22 protein-coding genes and 1 riboswitch are annotated in these 23,320 nt (G+C 31.9%); of the genes, 13 read left to right on the top strand and 9 right to left on the bottom strand.

What is annotated here, in order from left to right; genetic code table 11:
- Positions 1-413 precede the first annotated feature (413 nt).
- Entirely contained in the window at positions 414-617 is a 204-nt protein-coding gene (locus N4A68_08730) for a hypothetical protein (GenBank protein MCT4564387.1), read from the bottom strand.
- A 346-nt stretch (positions 618-963) separates the two neighbouring features.
- On the opposite strand from N4A68_08730, the gene N4A68_08725 reads away from it, so the two are divergent.
- A complete protein-coding gene (locus tag N4A68_08725; protein ID MCT4564386.1) occupies positions 964-1,293 on the top strand; it encodes a YerC/YecD family TrpR-related protein in 330 nt (109 codons plus the stop codon).
- A gap of 95 nt (positions 1,294-1,388) precedes the next feature.
- On the opposite strand, the gene N4A68_08720 is transcribed toward N4A68_08725, so the two are convergent.
- From N4A68_08720 to thiS, 6 genes are read right to left on the bottom strand one after another with little or no spacing between them, the layout of a single operon-like run.
- Positions 1,389-1,991 (bottom strand): thiamine phosphate synthase, encoded by a 603-nt coding sequence (locus tag N4A68_08720; GenBank protein ID MCT4564385.1) that lies wholly within the window; start codon positions 1,989-1,991, stop codon positions 1,389-1,391.
- Position 1,992: 1 nt separating this feature from the next.
- Entirely contained in the window at positions 1,993-3,306 is a 1,314-nt protein-coding gene (gene thiC / locus N4A68_08715; GenBank protein MCT4564384.1) for a phosphomethylpyrimidine synthase ThiC, read from the bottom strand.
- Positions 3,307-3,359: 53 nt separating this feature from the next.
- Positions 3,360-4,463, bottom strand: a complete 1,104-nt coding sequence (gene thiH / locus N4A68_08710) for a 2-iminoacetate synthase ThiH (protein MCT4564383.1) — start codon at positions 4,461-4,463, stop codon at positions 3,360-3,362.
- 12 nt (positions 4,464-4,475) lie between these two features.
- Entirely contained in the window at positions 4,476-5,243 is a 768-nt protein-coding gene (locus N4A68_08705; protein MCT4564382.1) for a thiazole synthase, read from the bottom strand.
- Between the two features lie 4 nt (positions 5,244-5,247).
- Complete coding sequence (thiF, locus tag N4A68_08700; protein MCT4564381.1) at positions 5,248-6,054, bottom strand: sulfur carrier protein ThiS adenylyltransferase ThiF; 807 nt, start codon at positions 6,052-6,054, stop codon at positions 5,248-5,250.
- Between the two features lies 1 nt (position 6,055).
- Positions 6,056-6,247: a sulfur carrier protein ThiS gene (thiS, locus tag N4A68_08695; protein MCT4564380.1), complete on the bottom strand. Its 192-nt coding sequence runs from the start codon at positions 6,245-6,247 to the stop codon at positions 6,056-6,058.
- 256 nt (positions 6,248-6,503) lie between these two features.
- A riboswitch (TPP riboswitch) is annotated at positions 6,504-6,612 on the bottom strand.
- Between the two features lie 695 nt (positions 6,613-7,307).
- Between thiS and N4A68_08690 the strand changes: the two genes are divergently transcribed.
- A complete protein-coding gene (locus N4A68_08690) occupies positions 7,308-8,303 on the top strand; it encodes a hypothetical protein (GenBank protein MCT4564379.1) in 996 nt (331 codons plus the stop codon).
- Between the two features lie 118 nt (positions 8,304-8,421).
- Here the strand turns inward: N4A68_08690 and N4A68_08685 are convergent, their stop codons facing one another.
- Entirely contained in the window at positions 8,422-9,501 is a 1,080-nt protein-coding gene (locus tag N4A68_08685; protein ID MCT4564378.1) for a Fic family protein, read from the bottom strand.
- Between the two features lie 167 nt (positions 9,502-9,668).
- Between N4A68_08685 and N4A68_08680 the strand changes: the two genes are divergently transcribed.
- The 7 genes from N4A68_08680 (at position 9,669) to N4A68_08650 (ending at position 14,555) form a co-directional block, all read left to right on the top strand.
- On the top strand, positions 9,669-10,430 hold the full coding sequence (locus N4A68_08680; GenBank protein MCT4564377.1) for an MBL fold metallo-hydrolase: 762 nt from the start codon (positions 9,669-9,671) through the stop codon (positions 10,428-10,430).
- A gap of 258 nt (positions 10,431-10,688) precedes the next feature.
- Positions 10,689-11,291 carry a hypothetical protein gene (locus tag N4A68_08675; GenBank protein ID MCT4564376.1) on the top strand — a complete coding sequence of 201 codons (603 nt, stop codon included), beginning with the start codon at positions 10,689-10,691 and terminating at the stop codon, positions 11,289-11,291.
- Positions 11,292-11,306: 15 nt separating this feature from the next.
- Positions 11,307-11,846, top strand: coding sequence for a hypothetical protein (locus N4A68_08670; protein ID MCT4564375.1), 540 nt, complete (start codon positions 11,307-11,309; stop codon positions 11,844-11,846).
- A 395-nt stretch (positions 11,847-12,241) separates the two neighbouring features.
- Positions 12,242-12,769, top strand: coding sequence for a hypothetical protein (locus N4A68_08665; GenBank protein MCT4564374.1), 528 nt, complete (start codon positions 12,242-12,244; stop codon positions 12,767-12,769).
- Between the two features lie 77 nt (positions 12,770-12,846).
- A complete protein-coding gene (locus tag N4A68_08660; protein MCT4564373.1) occupies positions 12,847-13,665 on the top strand; it encodes a VanW family protein in 819 nt (272 codons plus the stop codon).
- 32 nt (positions 13,666-13,697) lie between these two features.
- Positions 13,698-14,117 carry a zinc ribbon domain-containing protein gene (locus N4A68_08655; protein ID MCT4564372.1) on the top strand — a complete coding sequence of 140 codons (420 nt, stop codon included), beginning with the start codon at positions 13,698-13,700 and terminating at the stop codon, positions 14,115-14,117.
- 15 nt (positions 14,118-14,132) lie between these two features.
- On the top strand, positions 14,133-14,555 hold the full coding sequence (locus N4A68_08650) for a zinc ribbon domain-containing protein (GenBank protein ID MCT4564371.1): 423 nt from the start codon (positions 14,133-14,135) through the stop codon (positions 14,553-14,555).
- A 182-nt stretch (positions 14,556-14,737) separates the two neighbouring features.
- Here N4A68_08650 and N4A68_08645 read toward each other — a convergent pair whose 3' ends face one another.
- The gene (locus N4A68_08645; GenBank protein ID MCT4564370.1) at positions 14,738-16,819 is read right to left on the bottom strand and encodes a methyl-accepting chemotaxis protein; all 2,082 of its coding nucleotides are present in this window, start codon (positions 16,817-16,819) and stop codon (positions 14,738-14,740) included.
- Positions 16,820-17,140: 321 nt separating this feature from the next.
- Here N4A68_08645 and N4A68_08640 point away from each other — a divergent pair, with 321 nt between their 5' ends.
- Genes N4A68_08640 through N4A68_08625 form a run of 4 tightly spaced genes read left to right on the top strand, consistent with a single transcriptional unit; the run spans position 17,141 to position 23,216 of the window.
- Positions 17,141-18,316 carry a hypothetical protein gene (locus tag N4A68_08640; protein ID MCT4564369.1) on the top strand — a complete coding sequence of 392 codons (1,176 nt, stop codon included), beginning with the start codon at positions 17,141-17,143 and terminating at the stop codon, positions 18,314-18,316.
- 36 nt (positions 18,317-18,352) lie between these two features.
- A complete protein-coding gene (locus N4A68_08635) occupies positions 18,353-20,944 on the top strand; it encodes a transporter substrate-binding domain-containing protein (GenBank protein MCT4564368.1) in 2,592 nt (863 codons plus the stop codon).
- Complete coding sequence (locus N4A68_08630; protein ID MCT4564367.1) at positions 20,941-21,609, top strand: response regulator transcription factor; 669 nt, start codon at positions 20,941-20,943, stop codon at positions 21,607-21,609. The genes N4A68_08635 and N4A68_08630 overlap by 4 nt, the downstream gene beginning before the upstream one ends.
- Complete coding sequence (locus tag N4A68_08625; GenBank protein MCT4564366.1) at positions 21,606-23,216, top strand: HAMP domain-containing histidine kinase; 1,611 nt, start codon at positions 21,606-21,608, stop codon at positions 23,214-23,216. The genes N4A68_08630 and N4A68_08625 overlap by 4 nt, the downstream gene beginning before the upstream one ends.
- Positions 23,217-23,320 lie beyond the last annotated feature (104 nt).

The following is a 23,320-nucleotide window of genomic DNA, read 5'->3' as shown; positions in this document are numbered from 1 at the left end:
AATCTATATAGTTAGCCGTAATAGATATTAACTTATATTATAATAGAAATATGAAAATTTTACCATAATATAATAGAACTAATTTTTTTCTTTACCGTTACAAGATAAAACAGCTATAGGTGATAAAGCCCATTAAAAAGAAGCTATAAATACTTTAATTAGCCTTTTAGAGAATGAATTTGATTTAAAAGTAAAAAAGACCTCTCATTTTGAGGTCTCAGATTGTTGACAAAGTCAACAAGATGGCAGGCTGTTGAGAAATTCGAAGTTCGAGGCGTGCTGAAACCAAGAGGCCGTAGCGTATACAGACATACGTAAGGGTTCTTGGTTGAAGCAACAACGAAGAAATTCGGGTTTGTCAACAGGATGGCGGGCTGCCTAAAAAGGCCTTTAATTTTGAGGGTATTAATCCTTTATTCAATATCTTTATCATCATAAAATTTCGATGAATCTATCATATCTATGCCGCCTTTCATTGTCCAAGGCATCAGATAAGCATTTTCTTGTTTTGGAATAATATTATAGTCATTGGAATTATAGCTCTTATCTATTAGATTCATGGCTTCCTCAGCACTAAAATTTGCTGCATCTTCCTTTGCTTTTTTATGTTTGTCCATTATATTCACCTCTTAACCTTTAAGATTTTTCACATAAGGCATATGAAAAAAATAAAGCAAGTCAGTTTTCGAAGCAATTTTTATTATTTTCTAGGTACTCAGTCACGCACATATTCACTATATGTAAGTGATTGAGTGTGGGGGAAAAAAATTAAAAGGACGAGTAAGATGACCAGTTTATTTTTGAACCTGCCTAAATATATTATTTCTTTTAGTGCAAAAATTATTAATTGAGAAAATTTTGGTATAATATATATATATCGAACATTGGATATTTCCATATGTATAAATTAAGATACTTGGGATTCTCTATATTTGATTTTACAAATTTTTAGGGGTGAATAAAATGACATATAACTCAAAACTAGCTACGGAATTTTTAGATGAACTTTTTGAAGCAATTTTACAGCTGGAAAATAAAGAAGAATGCTACAGATTTTTTGAAGATATTTGTACTATAAAGGAATTGCAGGCTATTTCTCAAAGATTACAAGTTGCAAAGCTTTTAAGAGATAATAAAACCTATCATGAAATAGAGGAAATAACTGGAGCCAGTACGGCAACAATCAGTAGAGTAAACAGATGTCTTTTATATGGAGCCGATGGATACAATATAATATTCAATAGGATCAATGAAGTCCAAGGAAATAATAAGGATGGGGTAGTAGAAAAATAGAGGGTTGGTTCATATGTGTTAGTTAAAAAGTTATATGAAAAAGTTGGGGTCATAGAATAGACCCCAAATGCTGCTCTATACCTTATGGCTGAAATCTAACAAATGGCTTTAATCTTATCTGTGAGTCTTTTAGAAGATGCGTAAGGGTCCTGGGATGACATTATATAGGACATTACGGCTATTCCGTCAGCACCAGCTTCAATCACTTCTTGAATATTTCTATCATTAATTCCACCAAGGGCTATTACAGGTATGTTTATCCGTGTTTTAATATCCTTTATTAATTTAATGCCCTTAGGGTCAAGACCCTTTTTACATTTAGTTTTAAATATATGACTAGCTAAAATATACTTAGCTCCATATTGCTGTGCTTTAATGGCTTCTTCAACACTATGAACCGATAATCCAAATAATACTCCCTTTAAATCTGGTCTTTGTTTTTCAAAAGTCTCCATGCCTATATGAAAGTAATGGGCATTAGAAATTTCAGAAACCCTTAAGCTTCCATTAACAATTAACTCTGCACCGAAGGAATTAGTTATATTCCTTAGTTTAAATGCTATTGGAAGAAGCTCCTCATAGGATAAGTCCTTTTCACGAAGTATGACTGCCTTGGTTCCACCCCTAAGTGCCTCTAAAACTATGCTATACAAATTACCAGATCCTATTATTTTTCTATTGGTTATGAGATAAAGCACATTAATCGTCCTCTCTCAAAATGTTGATATTTTTTCCCTCCATTACCTTATTCATGTTTCTCATCGAACACATTTTTCCGCACATTGTACAGCTATCTTCATGGGCAGGCATAGATTCTTTTCTGTATCTAATAGCTTTCTCAGGGTCAATAGCAAGACTAAACATTTTTTCCCAGTCAAGCTCTTGTCTTGCTTTACTCATTTCATAATCCCATTGCTTTGCACCGGGTATGTTTTTTGCTATGTCAGCGGCATGGGCAGCAATTTTAGTAGCAATGATACCTTCCTTCATGTCATCCAGGTCAGGTAATCTCAAATGCTCTGCCGGGGTAACGTAGCATAAGAAATCAGCACCATTAGCCGCCGCAATGGCTCCACCGATAGCACTTGTGATATGATCATAACCCGGAGCTACATCTGTAACGATAGGGCCCAATACATAGAAGGGAGCCCCATGACATAGCTTCTTTTCAATAACCATATTAGCAGTTATTTCATTTATAGCCATATGACCTGGCCCTTCAATTATAACCTGAACATTTCTTTCCCATGCCCTTTTAGTTAGCTCACCAAGAACAATCAATTCTTGGATTTGACTTGCATCGGTTGAATCATTTATGCTACCAGGACGACAAGCATCTCCGAGGCTAAGGGTTACATCATATTCTTCGCATATATCAAGGAGTTGATCATAATACTCAAAGAATGGATTTTCCTTATTATTCAATTCCATCCATGCGTAAAGAAGAGAACCTCCCCTTGAAACTATATGGTTGAGTCTTTTATTTCTTTTGAAAATCTGTGCAGTTTCTCTATTGATTCCTGCATGGATTGTCATAAAGTCTACACCATTTTCTGCATGCTTTCTTGCTACTGCTAAAAACTCCTCAGCTGTAATATCCTTAAGCTCTTTATCATAGAATCCTACGGCATCATAAATAGGTACTGTACCTATCATTGCTGGGGACATATCAACAAGTCTTGTTCTAAATTCTTCTGTTTTTCCATAGGAGCTTAAATCCATTATTGCTTCTACATTAAATTTAAGGGCTCCCCTTACCTTTTCAAGTTCTTTTTCTATATCGCAACAATCCTTAGAGATACCAAGGTTTACATTTATTTTTGTTCTAAGTCCTTCGCCTACACCTTCTGGATTTAAGGATTTATGATTTTTATTTGCTGGAATAACGATCTTTCCTTCGGAAACCCTTTTACGTAATAATTCTATATCTAATCCTTCTTTTTTAGCTACTGTCTCCATTTCCTTAGTTATAATACCTTTCTTTGCAGCATCCATTTGAGTTGTATAATTCATACTTAATCATCCTCTCTATAATAATTATGATTTAAAAATTTTTACATAATGGATTATATATGCATCCAGTCCTTAAATACTGGTTGATATCGTTTAGTTAATAATAGTTTTCGTATTTCTTCTACACTTCGTTTGTCGGAGATTTCAAACTGACTGTCGCTTTTTGTCTCAGAAGAATGTCCTCCAACCTCTGTAGATACTCCCGCCGACATTTTTGTAACTCCTAGGGGAATAAGGTTATCTCTAAAATTCTGATCTTCCCTTGTAGATATGGTTATACCAGCTCTAGGAAGAAAAAGTCTTATGGCAAGCATTATCTGAACCAAATCTATATCATTTACTGGATAGATGTCACTAAAACTTCCAACATGGGGTCTTATCCTTGGTGGAGATATGCTAATCTCAGTATCGCAATACTTGTTTTGAAGGTACTCCCCGTGAAGCCCAGTAAAAAATGCTTCCTTCCTCCAATCATCTAGTCCCAAAAGTGAACCAATATTTACACCACGCATCTTTGCCATGCAGCCTCTTTCCGGTGCATCTAGCCTAAACCTATAATTTTTCTTAGGACCAGAAATATGAACCTTGTCATATATTTCTTCGTTATATACCTCTTGATATACTGTAAGGGAATCGGCCCCGGCTGCTATAACCTCTTTATATTCATCTTCAGTTAATGGATAAATTTCTATGGCAATGGAATCAAAATATTTCTTTATAATTTTTATGGCATCAGTAATATATGAAACAGGAGTCTTCTGTTTTGATTCACCGGTCAGGATTAAAATATGTCTTAAACCCGTTGAAGAAATGAACTTGCATTGATCCTCAATTTCATTTAAGGTCAGTTGTTTTCTAACTATATCATTAGCAACATTAAATCCACAGTAGGAGCATTTATTTACACAATGGTTAGCAATATACATGGGGGTAAATAACTTCATTGTTTTGCCGAAGTTTTGTATTGTAAGCCTATGGGATTTTTGTGCCATTTCTTCAAGTACATCTTGAGCTGCAGGGGATAAGAGTGTTAAAAAATCATATTTATCTAAATGATCTTTATTAATTGCCCTCATCACATCTGATTTAGTTGTTTTTTCAAAGAAGCTCATAAAATCAAGATTTTTAAATTTAAGGTACTCATCATAAAAAGACATTCTATACCACCCCTATATATTCAAGAATCCGGTCAATGGAGAAGATGCCTCAGCATAGCTTCTTTCTGGCCCAAGCTTTGAAAGATAAGCCATCCTTCCGGCTTTAATACTTAGATTAAAGGCTTCCCCCATCCTTATGGGATCACCAGCAGTGGCAATTGCAGTATTGACTAAAACCGCGGCTGCTCCCATTTCCATAGCCTCTGCAGCATGGGAAGGCTTACCGATTCCTGCATCAACAATAATAGGAAGCTTTATTTCTTCTATCAATATTCTAATTAATTCCTTTGTTTGAAGCCCCTTATTGGTACCTATTGGAGCGCCTAAAGGCATAACTGCGGCTGCTCCTGCACTGACTAAGCTTTTTGCGGCCATTAGGTCAGGGCTCATATATGGAAGTACAATAAATCCTTCCTTAGCTAGGGTTTCAGTTGCCTTTATAGTTTCATAGTTATCGGGTAGAAGGTATTTATTATCTGAGATAACCTCAATCTTAACCCAATCTCCACAGCCCATTGCCCTTGCAAGTCTTGCTATTCTAATGGCTTCATTGGCATTTCTAGCTCCTGAAGTATTAGGAAGTAATATACAATCCCTTGGGATGTACTCTAGGATATTTTCCTCCTTAGAGCTGAGGTCTACTCTTCTAAGTGCCATAGTAATTACATTAGCTCCAGAGCCTTTGATTACATCTGGAATAATTTTTTTGTTAGGGAATTTTCCAGTACCTATTAAGAGTCTACTGTTAAGCTCTACTCCACCAATAATTAACTTATCCATTCCGCTACACATCCTTTTCACCCATTATTATTCTTAAAACCATATTTGCCTGATGATTAGCAGCAATTGAAACTCTAGGAGCCATGAGACCACAACCAGTTTTTGCCTCAGAAACATCATCACCCACTAGATAGAAATTTTCCCTTATTTTTTTTGTGATTATTGTATTACTTGAAAAATATCCTGCCATTCCTGAAGCTGCTACCACTTTCTTTTCAGGCATCTTCTTGAGTACTGCGTTAATAAGTTCAGCCTTAGATTTAGCATTGTCAAAGGCTTCAACTATAATATCCACATCATTAAAAAGACCTTCCACATTGTTTTTATTTATATAAGCATTTTCAGTCTCTATTTTTACAAAGGGATTTATCTGGGAGATTAATTCCTTCATAGCCTCAGTTTTATTCATTCCTAAATGCTTTATGAAGTACTGTTGTCTATTTAAATTGCTAGGCTCAACCACATCAAAATCCACTAGCTTTAGATAGCCTATACCAATCCTTGCCAATGAAATAGAAGCATTTGACCCTAATCCTCCAAGACCTGCAACTCCAACTCTAGCCTTTTTTATCTTTTCATGAACTCCCGGGGTATGGCGTGAAATCATAAGACTCTCAAGCTCACTTTTAGATGGGATTTCACCTCTTCTAATAAGCGTTACTCTATCATTTTCTTTAACAACAATATCTTCACCTATGATAAAACCATTGAGAATCACTATATCAGCGTTAGGTTTAAAGCTCCTTTTTATCCCAAAAGCTGTAGTGCATTTATCCACGTCAACACTTTTTTCGTTTAAGAAGATTTTCAATCTAACCACCACCTACTAAGCTAATAATCTCAATTTTGTCTTCTTTATTTAAAGCAAAATCACAGTAGCTTTCCTTTGAAATTATGTCAAAATTGACTTCTACAACTACCTTATTCATATCAAGCTTTAATTTATTTAGTAGCTGAAGAATTGAAATATTTTCAAAGTCCATATACTTTCCATTAACTAGCATAATGAATCCTCCTCTCCTTAATGATGGAATCAAAATCCAATAGTTAAAGTTAATGTTGAACTAAAGATATTTATGAAACGGTTGAGAACAGAGAGCTTAAATGTTAGAGTTAAACATTAACTTGAATTAAATAAAAAGGGAAGCAGATTATCTGCTTCCCTCATAACACTCTTAGAAATAGAATAGTAAGTAATAAAAAATCACAAATTCTAGAGAATTTGTGATAAGTATACGATAAATAAATATATTGTAAAATACTTACTATAACACACTTCCCTACGGTGGGATTAACCACGTCAGGTTATGAGGGTCAGAGATAACATCTCTTTCTCAGCCTATTCATACAGGCTCCCCTAGTTAATATTTAGTTTTCTTCAAGGAAATTATAACACGGCTTAAAATATTTTACAATATGAATAATGGAATTTAAAGATAAAATTTATATCTGAGCAAATTGCATAATTACCTTCTACAAAAACTATCTACCATATGTAGTCTAAAATTCTTCAAAGCTATACCATATGTATTATGCAATTCTGCCAAGTAAGAGTTATGCAATTTCCTCATCTAATTGTTTAAGAAGTTTTCTATTTATGTCTAGCATTTTTTCTTCTTTGATATGTCCTATTCTTAAATCTAATTTTCCATATTCCAAATCCCTATTTTCTAAAGATATATAATTTAGTCTGCATAATGTATATATGGATTTTATAAGTTTTATTGATTTTGATACTGAAATTTGTTTGATATTTTTTATATATTCTTCTTACTATATCCTATTCAAAATGGTAAAATATAGTTGATATTCTTATAAACCATACACCACATCTTATATATACATTATCTTAATGACTAGAAGTTGGTAGGACATCGTATAATAATATATTTCTGTTTGCTACGGACATTCCTTCATTGGGTACAATCACCGTCATGGAGAAGGGGTATGGTGGTTCAGTTTGGGCACGTCGTCAAGCCGAAACCGTAGACGCAATTCTTAGTTATAAGTATTTTTAAGCTGTAGCATTTAAGTGACTAATTTAAATTTTTGGAGATGATTAATATGAAGAATAAACTAATTCAAATATCTATTGTACTTATATTGATTTTTTTAGTAGGTGCTTATTTTTGGAAAGCATTGTTACCAAATCAGTTAGAGTATACAATTAGCAAATACTTTGAAGATATTTCCTATCATAGTAAGACTACGTTCGTGATACATGATACTGCTGAATGGCTAAATGGGGAATTAGTAGTAGTAGAAGATAAGCAAATGATAGGTATTGTTTATTTAGAAAAGAAATATGGTATTTATAAGGTGAGAAATCATGCTTTATGTAATAAAACTGATACAGTTAAAAATTCTTTTATGAAAGACATCGACTATCAATATAGACTGTTACGAGTAAAATCATTTGTTGAAGATATAGATATTATAATTTCCTATGTTAAGGATATAAATATTAACTCGTTTGAATTTGACAACGGATCAAATGAACTTAGATTTGAATTGCCTGAAAATAAAAAATTGATATTCAGCGAAGTGCAGCAACTATTCTCAATAATCAAAACACAGTCCGACGGATATGATAACATGGTCATTGAATGGCAAGACGAAAAACTTGAGGAGCTAATAAAATATAATACCAATGATTTTATTTTTAAATCAGATAAGCATTTGAATATTGCAGTTGCAGGCACATTTAACTTCAAAACAGATGATAGTATATTTATAGATAATATTTCCTTAAATGAAATTCATAATTTGGATGTTGAAAAATACGATGCCCTATTCATTAATAGTGATATTTCCAATGGGATGTTTGATAAGAAGATGCTAGATGAATTAGTAATGAATAATTGGGATGTTTTTATTATAAATCCATTCAAAAACCCAGATTTATTCGAAGATTCTCATATTGAAGATAATGTAATAATTATAGAAAGGAGTAGAAGTGGAGTCGGGAACTGGTCAAAAGGGGATTATTATGATTTAGAATCAAACTATCTGAAGGCATATGGGCATATATTCGACCTTCTATCAAGCAAGAAACAATAAAAATATATAAATCATAAAAATATATAAATCCAACTGAAAACTAGGACTAACGTGCCAGTTAGCGAAACCCTTATGTGAGTATTTACGAACTGTGGCAGCGTTAGTCGACATTATTAAACTAGCTTTCAAGTATATCGAGGATCTCGTAAAATCTAAATATTCTATTACGTTTTCTATCATCAGGAAATATTTTATTTGATGCAAGTAGTTTTTGTATATGTGAATTAGCAGTATTATAGCTAATATTTAAATTAGTTTGCACGTCATTAACGGTAAAAAAAGGCTTTCTAAATATGAAATCAATTAAGTCTTTTCTAATGCCATGTTCCTTTGCATAATTTAATAAATTATTAGATAGTGATTCAATTTTTGTTAGTTTCTCAATATTTTTATTAGCCTGTTTAGCAGAAGAAATTAGGAAAAATTCAAGCCAGTCTTTCCACTTTGGTGTAGTAGTCCTTAGATTATTTAATAGACCATAGTATTTATATTTATTTTTTTCTAGCTCTTCACTAAGGAAAAATGATGGTTTTGAAATTACTTTTTTATCAAGAAGATATAACATTATGAGGATTCTACCCAGTCTTCCATTGCCATCAAGAAATGGATGAATAGATTCAAATTGAGCATGGATAATACCAGCACGAATTAAATAGTCTAAGTTATCTTCATAATCATCATTAATATATTTCTCAAGGTTTGACATATAATCACTTATTAAGTTAGGTTCCGGAGGAATATATGTAGCATCCTTTATGTTTGAAGTAGGACCAATAAAATTTTGAATTTTTCTATATTCACCAGGAGAACGGTTTTGACCTCTAGAATCTTTAAGAATAATAGAGTGTAATTCAAAAAACATTCTTGTTGAAATTGGAATCAATTTAAGTTTTTGTTTACCATATTCAAGAGCATCAAGATAATTTTTAACTTCTTGAATATCATTATTGCTTTCACCAGTAATATCAGATTCCATAATTTGACTAAATGTTGTTTGAGTTCCTTCAATTCTAGTGGATTCTATAGACTCATGTAAAGAGAAGAAAACCAAAGCTTCGTCACTAATGATAGATCTTTCTAGAAGAGAATTAAATCTTTCTATTTTGACTCTAGCATCAATTGTTAGTTTGTATAAATATATAATATTATCTTCAGATAATGAAATAGGTAAATAATTAGGTGTAAAGGGTTTTAACATAATTAGTCACTCCTTATTGAGCTTATATTACCATATTATGAACATAGTTTCAATAAATATACTGAAAATGAAATAAGATGCTAATGATAATCGTCTAATTATTGTATGCTTAAAGGAAATAAGGAGGAAAAACTATTAATATAAAACAATAGAGAAGGGGAAAATTTATGAGCGATTGGTTTACTATTGAAAAAATTGACAAAGATACTCATATCATTAGCGAGTATAAACACTGGGAGGAATCCCATGCGTATCTTATAAATGGGACAACTTCTAGTTTACTAATTGATACAGGTCTTGGTATTATGAATATTTATAATGAAGTCGTTAAATTAACAGATAAACCTATAATAGCTGTTGCTACTCACGTACATTGGGATCATATTGGAGGACATGAGTATTTTCCCAATTTTTATGTACATGAAGATGAGGTGAATTGGCTTGAAGGCGAGTTTCCATTAACCTTGGAACAAATAAAGGCCTTTGTTGTTGAGGACTGTGAGCTACCAGAAAGTTTTAATATCGATGATTACAGGTTGTTTCAAGGTACGGCTACAGGAGTTTTAAAGGATAATGATGTTATTAATATTGGAGGACGTACTATACAAGTCCTACACACCCCCGGTCATTCACCTGGTCATATGTGCTTTTATGAAAAGGATCGGGAATATCTTTTCACTGGCGATTTGGTTTACAAAGGAACATTATTTGCGTATTTCCCATCAACCGATCCCGAAGCATATTTATCATCCATGGAGAGAGTTGCAAGTTTGCCTGTAAAAAGGGTGTTTCCCGCTCACCATGATTTAAATATTAAGCCCTCTATACTTCAAGATATGAAGAAAGCATTTACTGAACTGAAAATGGATGACAAATTGCATCATGGAAGTGGTACTTTTGAATACAGCAATTTTGCCATATGGCTATAATTAACTATACCCATGTTTTTATGTATGGCGTTTTACTAACTTCGCTTTTGATGTCTAAGGCGAACATAGTGAGTATAATTGGTAGTTGGTGTAAAGATAAAGTAGAGTGCATAAAATTAGTAAATTATAATACTAAACAAGAATCTAGGTAAATGGCTACAAAGCTGAATAACGACTTTGACTCTAGAGGGCCCCTCATCTTAGAACAATAGAACAAGAAGATTCCAGTGTACTATTTTGAAAGAGGTGATGAAACATATGAATAGTAAATTAGGGTTTTACTCGGCAGTTATAGTTAGTATCACAACACTACTTTTTGGGATATCAATGATTGTAGGAAATCCATCTTTAGGATACTTAGTTTGTATGATACTTTCTTGGGGGTATATACTATTAACTTGCGCATTCTATACTGAAACTATAGAAGATAGAAAATCAGTAGCACTAGGCGGGGTTGTTTTTGGATGTATATATGGAGTATTAATTAATATAGTATATTTTACTCAACTTACTACTGTTGCCAATAAAACAGCAACAGAGAATGTGATACAGGTATTATCATATCAGTCAATAGGAAGTCTATTTTTTAATTTAAATTTATTTGGATATGGAATGATGGCATTATCTACTTTTTTGGTTGGTATTTCAATAAATTCAAGAAGTAAGATTGATAAATGGCTAAAGACATTACTGATGGTACATGGGATATTTTTAATTTCTAGTATTGCTATGCCTATACTTAATCTATTTCAAAATAGTGGGGACAGTTCAGCGTTAATAGGTATAATTGCCTTGCTTATATGGTGCATATATTTTATTCCAATAGCAATTTTGGCAGCAATATATTTTAGGAATAAATAACATGTTGGGGGAAAGATGAATAAGAAGATTTTCACTTTTATTATAATCATTATAGTAATAATGTTTCTTTATGCTGGATGTAAGAAAGAAGTGGTAGATTCAAGGAAATATTATGATGTACATAAAGTTAGTGAATCAGAATATGAGGTTGTGTTATATGGTAGTGATAATGATATTGTAGAAAAACTTAGCTATCCAAAACAACCATATATTAAATTGCATGAAAATCAAATCATTGAAGTATCTATAAGTACTGGAAATCCAAGTAGATATGCTATTTTGTTTGAGCCTATTTCTGAGAAAATATCTAAGATTTACTTTAACTATTTGCTTTATGAATATGGGAAGGTTATATACATGAAAGACGGAAAGTTAATCATATCAGACGCTTTTGATAAGTCAGTGTACTACAAGGAGGTTTCAAGAAATTATTCATCAACTGCAAATTCATCAAGTGTAGTTAGTAATGTGAAATTTTTAGATGATAATAAACTTTTATTTAAGTATCTTGAAGGAAATAAATATGAAACAAAGGAAGAAATTATTGATTTATAGGTTTTGATGTATAATATGTACTACATAGTAAGTGTAGGATATTTATTTTAATAAATACTGATTGTGCAGCTTATTTACATCAAATTTTATAACAGAGAAAATGAGCAATAAAGGATTTGCAAATGAAGCCCCATAAGTTAATGGAGGAGAAGAAGTAATAGTGTCTTTGTATATAACCAAAGAATATTATATTTTAAAGGTTAATATAATGACTATGAATTTGAGGGTCATATAGTGATGAAATAATACTATATAAAAGCCTTTTCTTTATATTTTAGATAAAAAATGTTATAATTTTGAATGAAATAGGATTGATGGTATATTCTTATATTAGGTAAGATATTTGGGACTATTAGGAGCAAGAACTAAAAAATAAGTAAGGGTGTGGAATTAAATTGAAGATAGCAAAAAATATATGCATACTAGTTATGATACTTTGTATAACATTATTGCAGGGTTGCACCAAGTCTTCAAAGGATATAGGTTTTGAAGTGTACCTTGGTAAAGTATATGGAACTAATGTAGAAAATTATTCAATAAGCGAAAAACCTTTATTCACAGATGCTGATATACAAACCTATGATTGGAATACACATGAGATTATATTCGACAAAGATTTTTTTGATAAATTAAAAGCAAAAAACAATAATGATGATACTAAGATGTATATAGGTGGATCTAAATTGTTTAATACCGGGTTAATGGATAAATTCATTGTATATGTGAATAAGGAATTGGTATATGAAGGGTTCTATATGCAATCGGTATTGTCTTCATTTTATCCTGTAGGAGCAACTATGGTGGATTTAGAAGATGGTATACAAATAACCTTTAATGATATAGAGGGCAGCAATGTCATTGATAAAAGAGATGATCAAAGAATTTATAACATTTTAAAACAAAAGAATATAATCAAAGAATAATTATTATATAAAAAACCAAGGGGGAACCATGGAATAGGATCGTATGAAAAGCGAGGCGTGAAAAAATGGTGGAAAATATGAAGCCAATTAAAAGATCTAGGATGAGGATAGCACTGGGAAAACTATATTATACCTATAAAAGATATTTTGAGTGGTATTTTAGTAGTAAAAAATATTCTAGGGTATATTCAAAAACTCTGTTACCAGAGATGGTATTTACCCATAAAACTCCATTATTTAGAAAATTAAAAAATGTAGACATGTGGATGCAGCACAACAAGGTTACTAATTTGAAAATAGCTACTAAGAAGTTAAATGGGATAATAATAAATCCAGGAGAAACATTTTCATATTGGAAGTTAATAGGTAAACCTAATAGAATAAAAGGATATGTAGATGGAATGATACTCTTTTATGGTGGGTTTAAGTCCGGTGTTGGAGGGGGATTATGTCAATTATCAAATATGATATATTGGATGACCTTACATACACCCTTAATGGTAACGGAGAGATATAGGCATAGCTACGATGTATTTCCCGATTCAAAAAGAACTCAGCCCTTTGGTAGTGGAGCCACATGTGTGTATAATTATAGGGATTTGCAGATATTTAATGGTACAAATAAACCCTATCAATTACAGGTATACCTAAGGGATGACTATTTAGTTGGAGAATGGAGAGCAATGGAGAAACCCCTATTTACATATCAGGTATATGAAAAAGAACATAAGATTACCCATGAATATTGGGGGGGATATGTCAGACATAATGTGATATATAGGAATGTTCTTGATTTTAATAATAATATTGTAGATGATGAATACATTACAGAAAACCATGCGCTTATGATGTATCAGCCATTTCTAGAACAGAATACTGTGAAGGATATAGGTTAAGATTTTTGAATATATTTTAGGAGGGATTATATATGGCTGTTATAGTAAGACATAAAAAAACCCTTAAGAAATTTATTTTTTTAGGAGCTGGTTATGGTACCTATAAAGCAACGAGGCCAAGCTTTATAGGTGGGAATCTATTTCCCGATGAAGAAGAGGGAGAAACAAGGATAGTGGCAGTATGTGATAAAGATGGCAATATAATTTGGTTTTCCCCAGATAAGCTTAGGGTCATTGAAGTAGATGGTGTAAAGCTAGAGAATTTGAAGCATTTGTTTGATGAGGAAAAAGAGAAGAATGTGGGTTTACTTGAAACATGTCCCGCATGTGGTGCGCAAGTGTCTATATATGAAAAAAAATGCCCGGATTGTGGTATTACATTTGTAGATAGTGAATATGATAAAATTTCCCAAATAGCAAAACAAAGAAATAGGTCTAAATCAAATAAGTAAATGGAGGAATATAAAATGAAAAGTATTAAACCTGGACGTGGGCCTTCTGGCATGTCCTTTATGGGCTCCATAGTCGCAGTGGTTTTTGGTGTTTTTTGGACTATTGTAGCTTTCACCATGACTGCAAATGCGCCATTTGGAATTATTGGCAAGATATTTCCTTTATTTGGTATAGTTTTTATAATCATGGGCATTATCCAAGCATCATATCATTATAAAAACGCCACAGGGAAGAATCGTTTTTCTGAATTTGATATAGTGGATTCCTCAGAAGAAGATGACCCCCTTGATAGATGGGCTCAAACAAATCCCAAAACTAATGTTAGACAAGGAGATAAAGAAGGTCTAAATACTAAAAAAAATTATTGTCCATATTGTGGAGCTTCACTTGATAATAATTTTTCATTTTGCCCTAAATGTGGGAAGCCTATAAAGTGATCATATGATAGTGGTGAATCTACTCCTAATTACTTTCCATAAGACTTTTTACTACTTTAACAGTAAGAAACTCCTTTTGGTTTTATTATTACTATTACCAAAAAGGAGTTTCTATTTTGATTAAATCACAGATATATTGTTTTTTGCTCTTCTTTCACTTGAACAAATTGCATACCATTTTATCACTTAACTTTAAACTTTGAGATTAATACTATTAGTTCTTCGGCTAATTTGGAAAGCTGTTCACTAGAAACTTCTATATTTTTAACAGAAGAAGCTTGCTCCTCTATAGCAGCAGATACTTCCTGTGTTCCCGCTGCATTTTGTTCAGCTATGGCAGAAAGTCCTTGTATTGTATCCATAACCTCTACTTTTTTATTATTCATTTCTAATTCAGAATCATTTAAATTGTTTATAGCTTCTTTTGATGTCTCTATGGCACCGGATATTTCATTATATTTTACCTTTGTTTCTTCCACACTTTCAACCTGATTTTTTACAATATCCAGAACCTTGTTAACAGTATTTACTCCAAGAATAGAACTTTGTGTTAATTCCTTAACCATAGCATCTATTTTTTCCGATGATCGTGTTGATTGCTCTGCTAGCTTTCTTATCTCATCGGCAACCACAGCGAATCCCTTACCAGCATCACCTGCCCTAGCTGCTTCTATTGCTGCATTTAAGGCTAAAAGATTTGTTTGCTCTGATATAGATGTTATTAGATTACTTGCTTCTCCAATATTACTAGCTTTTTCGTTTGTTTGGTTAATTATTTCTGAAATATCTCTAGCAGCATTTTCTGTTTCAGTGGTTCTATTGGTTAAATCTTCAACAATTATTAGTCCTTCACCTATAAGTTTAGATACATCATTGGTTTTTGTATTGATATTATCCATTAATTCCTTGTTATTTTCTATTAAAGTTCCTATCTCATATACTTTTAGTGCCCCGATTTCTGTATTTTGAGCTTGATCTGTGGCTCCCTTTGCTATTTCTTCTGTTGAAACAGCCACTTCGTTAGATATCTGGGATACCTGTGTACTCATAGAATATAATTCTTCCGATGAAGTAGATACTTCTTCCGATGATTTTACAATACCTGTAACTATTTGTCTAAATTCTTTCATTAATGTATCCAATGAATTAGCCAGTATTCCTATTTCATCTTTTTGGTTTAAGTATTTCTGAGGAATATCTTCGGATAAGTTTCCTGTAGACATTGTATTTGCAAATTTTGTTGCGAATACAATTGGCTTTGATATCCTTTTTCCAACAATCAATGAAATAAAAATAGCTACAAGAAGTCCCACTGAAGCTATTAATAATATGTAATTTCGTAGTTCGTAAATTTTATCAAATATTTCACCTCTAGGGGGTGCCACACCTAATACCCATCCATTCCTAAGCTTAGAAAAGGCCATAATTTTTTCTGTATTATTGACAGTATAGAAGCTTATTCCATCAGGGTTTTCAGACATATCTATTTTAACCCCTTTTAGGGCTCCGTTAGCAACTGAATCTATATTGTCCTCAATTGTATAGGTTGGATGAATTAAAAATTCAAACTTCTCACATAGTAAAAATGCATATCCTGTATCATAGACCTTGATATCATTAATCATTTTTTCAAAATCATCAAATAGGATATCGGTACCAACCACCCCAATAATTTGATCTTTAAAAGTAATAGGGTATGAAAATGTGACTAGCTTTACATTGAAATATTTATCTTGATAGGGTTCGCTCCAAACACCACCATTAGCTTCTATGGCATCCCAAAACCATGCTAGGTCATGGGATTCAGATGTTAAATCCTCGTAAGATGCAACTTCCCCCATATCCACATATTTATTGTTTTCTTTAAAATAGGGAACCTGTAGATCGGTATTCGCAAATTCCGGCTTGAATACCATATATGTACTTACATTTCCATCCATAGTATGAGCATACTTTTCTACTAACCTTGCAATGTTTATTCTCAACTTTTTCCTTATCTCTACATCATCTAAATTTTCATAATTACTATCTTGCAGCAATACACCTACAGAGTTCTGTAAGCCCATAATTTCCTTTTCTATGGTATGGAACTTTCCATCTAATTCTTGGGCTCTTTGTTTTGCCAAAGTATGAAGATGATTAGCAGCTTCCGTCTCAACAGCTCTTGAAGCCATACTTAAAGACACAGTTGCAACTATACCTGTTATTAATATAGTACAAGCAACCATAGCACCAATAATTCTTGTTTGTATTTTTTTTATCATTTTTCGACCTCCTTCTACATAATTATACCTTTTTTCAAACAAAACTCAAAACATTTTAACAAATTGGTAGTAGTTTCAAAATCATCCCATAATAAGACATAAATCTATGTGCCAATGAAAATAAATTCATAATTGATTATGAAAGACTACGCCATGGCAGAATATTAAATTTAAATCTAACAAATAGGTCAGATTTAGCGGAAAGAATTGAAATAAATGCTATAATGATAAAAGTTATTTTATATAAAATTAGAAGTGATATGTAGAATCCTATCCATATGCATTTTTAAAGCTCGATAGGAGATACAAAAGGAGGAAAATATGAAAAAGCTATTAGTGATGGTATGTGCGTCACTGATGATCCTATGCCTACCAGGGTGTTCATCGGAGACAGCTAATCAAAAAACAGAAGAAAAATTAAGGGAAGAGATACGAGCCGAACTTGAGGCTGAAAAAGCTTCCCAGGGGGCTAAGTCACAGGAGAACAATAGAGAAGAACCTGCCGATTCACGAAAAACATCTAAGGAAACAAACAACTTTGATTTAGCCGGTGGAAATCTTGATTTTTTACTAGGTTATATGAATAAGGATATTAATGAGCTATGTAAAGCATTTCCACAGTTCAAACTGGAAGAAGATGACCAAAACAAGTTTATAAGGTATTCATGTGAAGATTATGATTTATATATTGGAACGAGTGATGGTGGACAGTATAATTACAAGGAAGACCATGAAAAGGCAGGATTGACTAAGGATATTATTGTAGCCATTAGATTGTATATTGCTGACAATCTATATGATGGAGATAATGAGACAATTATTCGCTATCCTAAAGTAAGCATTGGGGGTATTGGATTTGGAATGGATACGAATAGTACAGAAAAAAGTGATAATGCCCAGTATTATTTTGAATTCTCTGATAATCCTGTGTATTCTGCTAATAGGATTACGAATATTGATGTCATGTCTCAGATACAAGAGGATGTATATAATGGGGAGTATGCACCTGAATTCAAAATCGATGAATTACCCGAGGGCTATGAGGTAAAGGTCATTGATATTGGTATGACAAAGGATGAAGTTATAGGGATTATGGGTAGTGATTATGCTGAGGGTAGTTTTGAAAATCAAGAAGATGGTGGGAATTATACGACCATGGACTATAATGGTGTTAACTTAACCATTGATGATTATAGTGGAAAGGTTAGCTATATCACCATATCTACTAATAAAGTAACTGGCCCTTTTGAGGTGAGTGTGGGAGATAGTGCTAAGGATGCCCTTGATTATTGTGATAGCAATTATAAGAAGGTTGAAAATCCCCATGGGATAGGTGAAGATGATTATTTATTTGGTGCATATGAGTTTAGAGATGGTTCCGCTTTAAGCTTATGTTTTGATAATTATGGGAACATCAATAGTATGGAAGACGTTACAGATGATACTGTGGTTCAAAAAATTAGAATCGTAAATCCTGGATATTTTGGGGGTATATAAAATAAACCATTGCATAGAGAGTTGAGGTGAAGCGTGGTGAAAAAAAAATTAACACTTTTATTTCTTATATTCTTAGTCCCTATCACCTTTGCTTTTTTTGAAATGAATCATCAGAATGGAAAGCCGAAATTCACCGATGAAGAATTAAAATTTATTAGGGAAAATAAGGATACAGTGTTTTGGACTGGCTATTTTCCCGCTGAGAGAAGATTTTCTAAAAAAATGTGTGAAAAAATAGAGGAGGATACTTCGTTAAAATTAAGAATATACGATGAAAGTTGGAATAATAGCCTGGATATGTTGAAAAAGGGGACTTTGCCTGTTGTCATGAACATGAATAGAATAGAAAAACGTGAAGATTATACTTATTTTACAGAGTCATTTATGCCTATTCCATGTGGGATTTATTCTAATCTTCATAATGGTGTAAGATCCTTTAAAGACATAAGGGGTAAAGTAATAGGAGTGGAAAAAGAAGTTGCTTTATTTGAATCCTTTACCCAGGATTATCCAAACCTAGGGTATAAGTTGGTTACCTTTGATACATTTGAAGACACTAGAAAAGCCTTTGCCAATGGTGAAATTGATTGTTTTTTATCCACAAAAAGCTATGACCATAATGTTAGAGGATTACATTTTTTTAAGATAGATAGCATAACAAAGGAAACAAACCATATAGGGGTAAGCAAAAACTATCCTATTCTTTATTCCATTTTAAATAAAGAAGTTAGCTACTTAAAGGAGCAAAATATTGACGTTATTATTTTTGATATTCTTAGCTTTGAGCTAGAAAAGAGTTTAGTTGAGTTTAGCCAAAGTGAAATGGATTATCTAAATGAAAAAGAAACTATTGTAGTAGGTTTGCCAAAGGAGTACTTTCTATATGCCTATGGTGAGGAAAACTCTTTTGAAGGGGTAATTCCCAATATTGTAGAAAAGATGGGTTTTATTTGTGATGGGAATTTTGTGTTTCTATTTGATAGTCTAAAAAATCTTAGACTTAGAAACGATATCGATTTTTATATTGATAACAATAGAACAAAGGACTACGCTTCAAAAAGTGTGTTTGAAGATGAAATAATCGTAGTAAGCACTTCTGATAAAAAGATAATAAATGAAGTCTATGAATTAGCCCCCTATCAAGTAGGAGTGTTTGGCGTACCAAATATTACGGATTACCTCCTCAAGGAGATGCCAAATATCAATGTAACAGATTATATGGACTTTGAAATAGCAACTAAAGCTATGAAAAACAATGAACTAGATTACATAATTCTTCCTAAACTTTTTTTTTCAAGTATAGTGCCACCAGAATTCTTAGAAATATGTGGGGAATTAGAAAGTAATGAAAACCGTTTTGTAAGTAATGATGAGAATTGTATCGACATTATTAATAAATGCTTATCTATTATAGATACTCAAAAAGTTTTGCATAATGAGATGCAGCAGCCGAAGACGGAAAAGAGGCCCTATGTTTATGCCTTTATCATGGCTATTCCCTTAGGTTTGTTGATTGGTGGAAGAAGGCTGTACGTTTATTTTTTAAAAATATACTATGTAGATAATAACTATGGGTTATATAATGTAAGATATTTACAGAAAAAAATCAAAAAGCAAAGTGGCTATTTGATTCTCTTAGAAATGAAGAATGGTGATGACATAGGCTATTACTATGGAGAAAAAATCTATACTAAATATATACAAAATTTTTTGCGCAAAGTTAAAGAATCCCTATTAGAAACAGAATCCATATTTTATGTGGATGAGGGTAGATATTTAATATTAAAAGAAGATACTGAAGATGTGTTAGGCTTTTGTAAAACTATTAAAAAAGATGTTTTGCTTAGAAATATTAGATTGAATTATGACTTAGACATAGCTTATATAGATTATCAAGATAACAATCTGGATATAGCTTTGAATAGGCTAAAGCTTGGACTTCACTTAGCCCAGGAAAGAAGGGAAATAATCTACTTTGACGAAAAAATGCAAAACTTTTACAAAAATAAAATTGCTAGGGATGAGAACATAAAGAACATGGTTAATGAAGGTCGTATTGAACTAAGATATGAAGATATAAAGGATAAAAATGGAAATGATATTGGTAAATATGTAAGAGGCTGCATTGAAGGGGTGTCACATACAACATTTTATCACAGCATAAATCGATTAAACCTAATGACAAAATTGGATAAGATCATTATTAAAGCTGTTATTAGTGGGAGCCATGATGATACGGAAAACATATTTATTGATGTAAATGAACAAACACTTTTAGCAGATGGATTTTTCGACTGGATAGATAGTAAGCTGTTAAATAATAATATTTCTTTGTATTTTATCGTTGGGTTTGATGTTTTGGATAGAAATATGGACATATTAGAAGAAAAAGGAAATTTTAATTATGTGGTTAAGAACTTTGGTAATGATTTAAAAGTAGATTGCTTGGTTAAATATTATGATATTATGTACTTATTAGTAGATTATTCCTTAGTTGACGATTTGGAAATGAATGAAGAAGTCCTAGATTTTATAGTTGATTTCGCCTCTAAAAACAATAAGAAGATAATTACTACAAACCATCATTTTGAAAAAGCAGACTATTATATTGAGGGGGATATGAGATGAAGGTGTTAATTGTAGAAGATGATAAAAAACTGGCGCTCACCTATAGGAATATTTTAAGTAGCATATTTGATATCATGATATCGGAGAATTTGAGGGATGTAAAAAGAGTCATAAAAAGTGAAAAAATTGATGTTGTACTCTTAGATATAATGCTACCCGATGGTCTTGGTTATGAAATAATTCCTTTCATAAAAAATGAGTCAAATGCCATTGTTATTATTATATCCGCCTTAGAAAAAGAGGAAACAAGACGTATTGCTTATAAAAAAGGTGCAGATGACTATATGATAAAGCCCGTTACATTGTTTGAACTTGAATATAAATTAAAGGCAATAAATAAAAGAAAGTACAATGAAAGTCCAGTGTATCGGATAGGTGATTTAATATTAAATCTTGAAAATTCAACTCTTTCTACGGATTATAATTCCATAATCATACAGAATTCCCAGGGCATAGTTCTCAAAATGCTTTTTGAAAAATATAAAAAAGGGGATATATTATATAAAACGGAGTTGTCAGGTTTAAAGGAGATTAAAAAAATCCATGATTTTAGGGTGCATACCCTTATTTCTAGGCTCAGAAAAACCATAAAGGAATTAGAAAGTGATAAAGTAATAATTGAAAATGTTTATGGAAAAGGCTATCGACTAGTGGTGATGAAATGAAAAGAAAACTATTTGTCATAGTTATAAGTATTATTGCCCTATTAATGGGAATGGAAAGCTTAGAAGAAATTATTTCTAATCAAGTTGTTCATCATATTGAATCGAATAACTTCATCAATGTCGATGATTTAGACCTCAATAAAATAACCATGGTACATAGCTTTTCTAAAGTAGTTCAAATTTATTCAGAGGATAAAAAAGAAATATTTTTTACTGTTATCAACCCCTACAAAGGCTTCACACTATATAAAAATAAAAAATTTGTTATGCAAAATCAGTCCCCTAATTATCCTATGTATGAAAACAAAGATCACATTGTATTTTATGTAGATAGGGAAGACTATATTAACAATAGGGTAGATTTCTATGTAGAAGGTATTGAAGAGAAACCAGAGTTTTTACAGTATGGTAATAACTACTTTGTAGGAAGTTATAGCAGTGTCAATAATCTTATTATTTCAAAAAAGTGTATTAATGTGATGGTGATGCTTCTATTATTAATAAGTACCCTGATTATGATAATGACAAATCGCAAACAAATCCATACAATTATGCTTTCATTAGGGTCATTGCTCATGATTTATAACTTTGAAGTAGGAATATTTTTTGCCGTGATAATGATTTATTCAATGGCTGATCAGCTACTGAAAAAACGTGTAAAAAAATACATGCTTCCATTAGTTATGATATTGTCTATTCTATTGTCATATAATTTATTTGCTGCCTATTCTTTTATTTTCGCATTACTAGGTTTAATAAATTACTTTAGAAATCCTAATATAAAAAGTATTATAAGCTTGATTGCTTTAGTTTTTATTTTTGGACTGGCTCGAATAGACATTGTATGCAGTATTTTTAGATTATATTATAGGGATGTTTTTATTACCGCTGTAGCTATATTTATGATAATCAATAGTATTTTAAAACTAAAGATGTATTTTTCAAAAGAGAAAATGGTGAGAGTGGACTTGCTTAGGGGGGTAAGCCATGATTTACGCTTACCGCTGTCGACCATCAAGCTTAACACAGAGCTACTTGAAAAAGATGATTTTAAAAGTGAGATTAATAAAAGTAAGATTCTTCATGTCACAAAGGAGGCAATAAATGATCTTGTTAATATGACATCTAGTCTAACGGCTTATATCTCAAAGGATAACTATGTTGATCACAAACTTAAGACAAGCATACAAGATTGTATAGAGCATACAGTAAGCTATTTTAAAAATAATGAAAAGAAAATAGAAATTAGCATGAACCTTTGTCATGAAGAATTGTATCTACCAATTGATAGAATCTGGCTCAATAGGTTGATTTATAATCTTGTGGATAATTCCTATAAATACACGGATGAATATGGACAAATTTTAATAACTTTAGGAAAAGAAAAACATAGAATTGTGTTATCCATAGAAGATGATGGGATAGGTATGTCCTTAGAGCAGCAGTCAAAAGTTATTGAACCTTTTTATAGAGTAGACAAGTCTAGAAGTATATCGGGATTAGGATTAGGTCTATCGATTGTAAAAACCATAGTGGACAAAATAGATGGCGATATGGAAATAGATTCTGAACTCGGAGTATATACTAAATTTACGATTAGAATATAGCTTATTTTTTGAATGTGCCTAAACATAAAATAATAGAAATCATTGGTTTTGATTTCTATATTATGAGAGGAGAGTTTATATGTCTTCAATTAATCTTAGTTTAC

The organism is Maledivibacter sp., from assembly GCA_025210375.1.
Classification (GTDB): domain Bacteria; phylum Bacillota; class Clostridia; order Peptostreptococcales; family Caminicellaceae; genus JAOASB01.
This window is presented reverse-complemented; position numbering and strand designations above follow the sequence as displayed.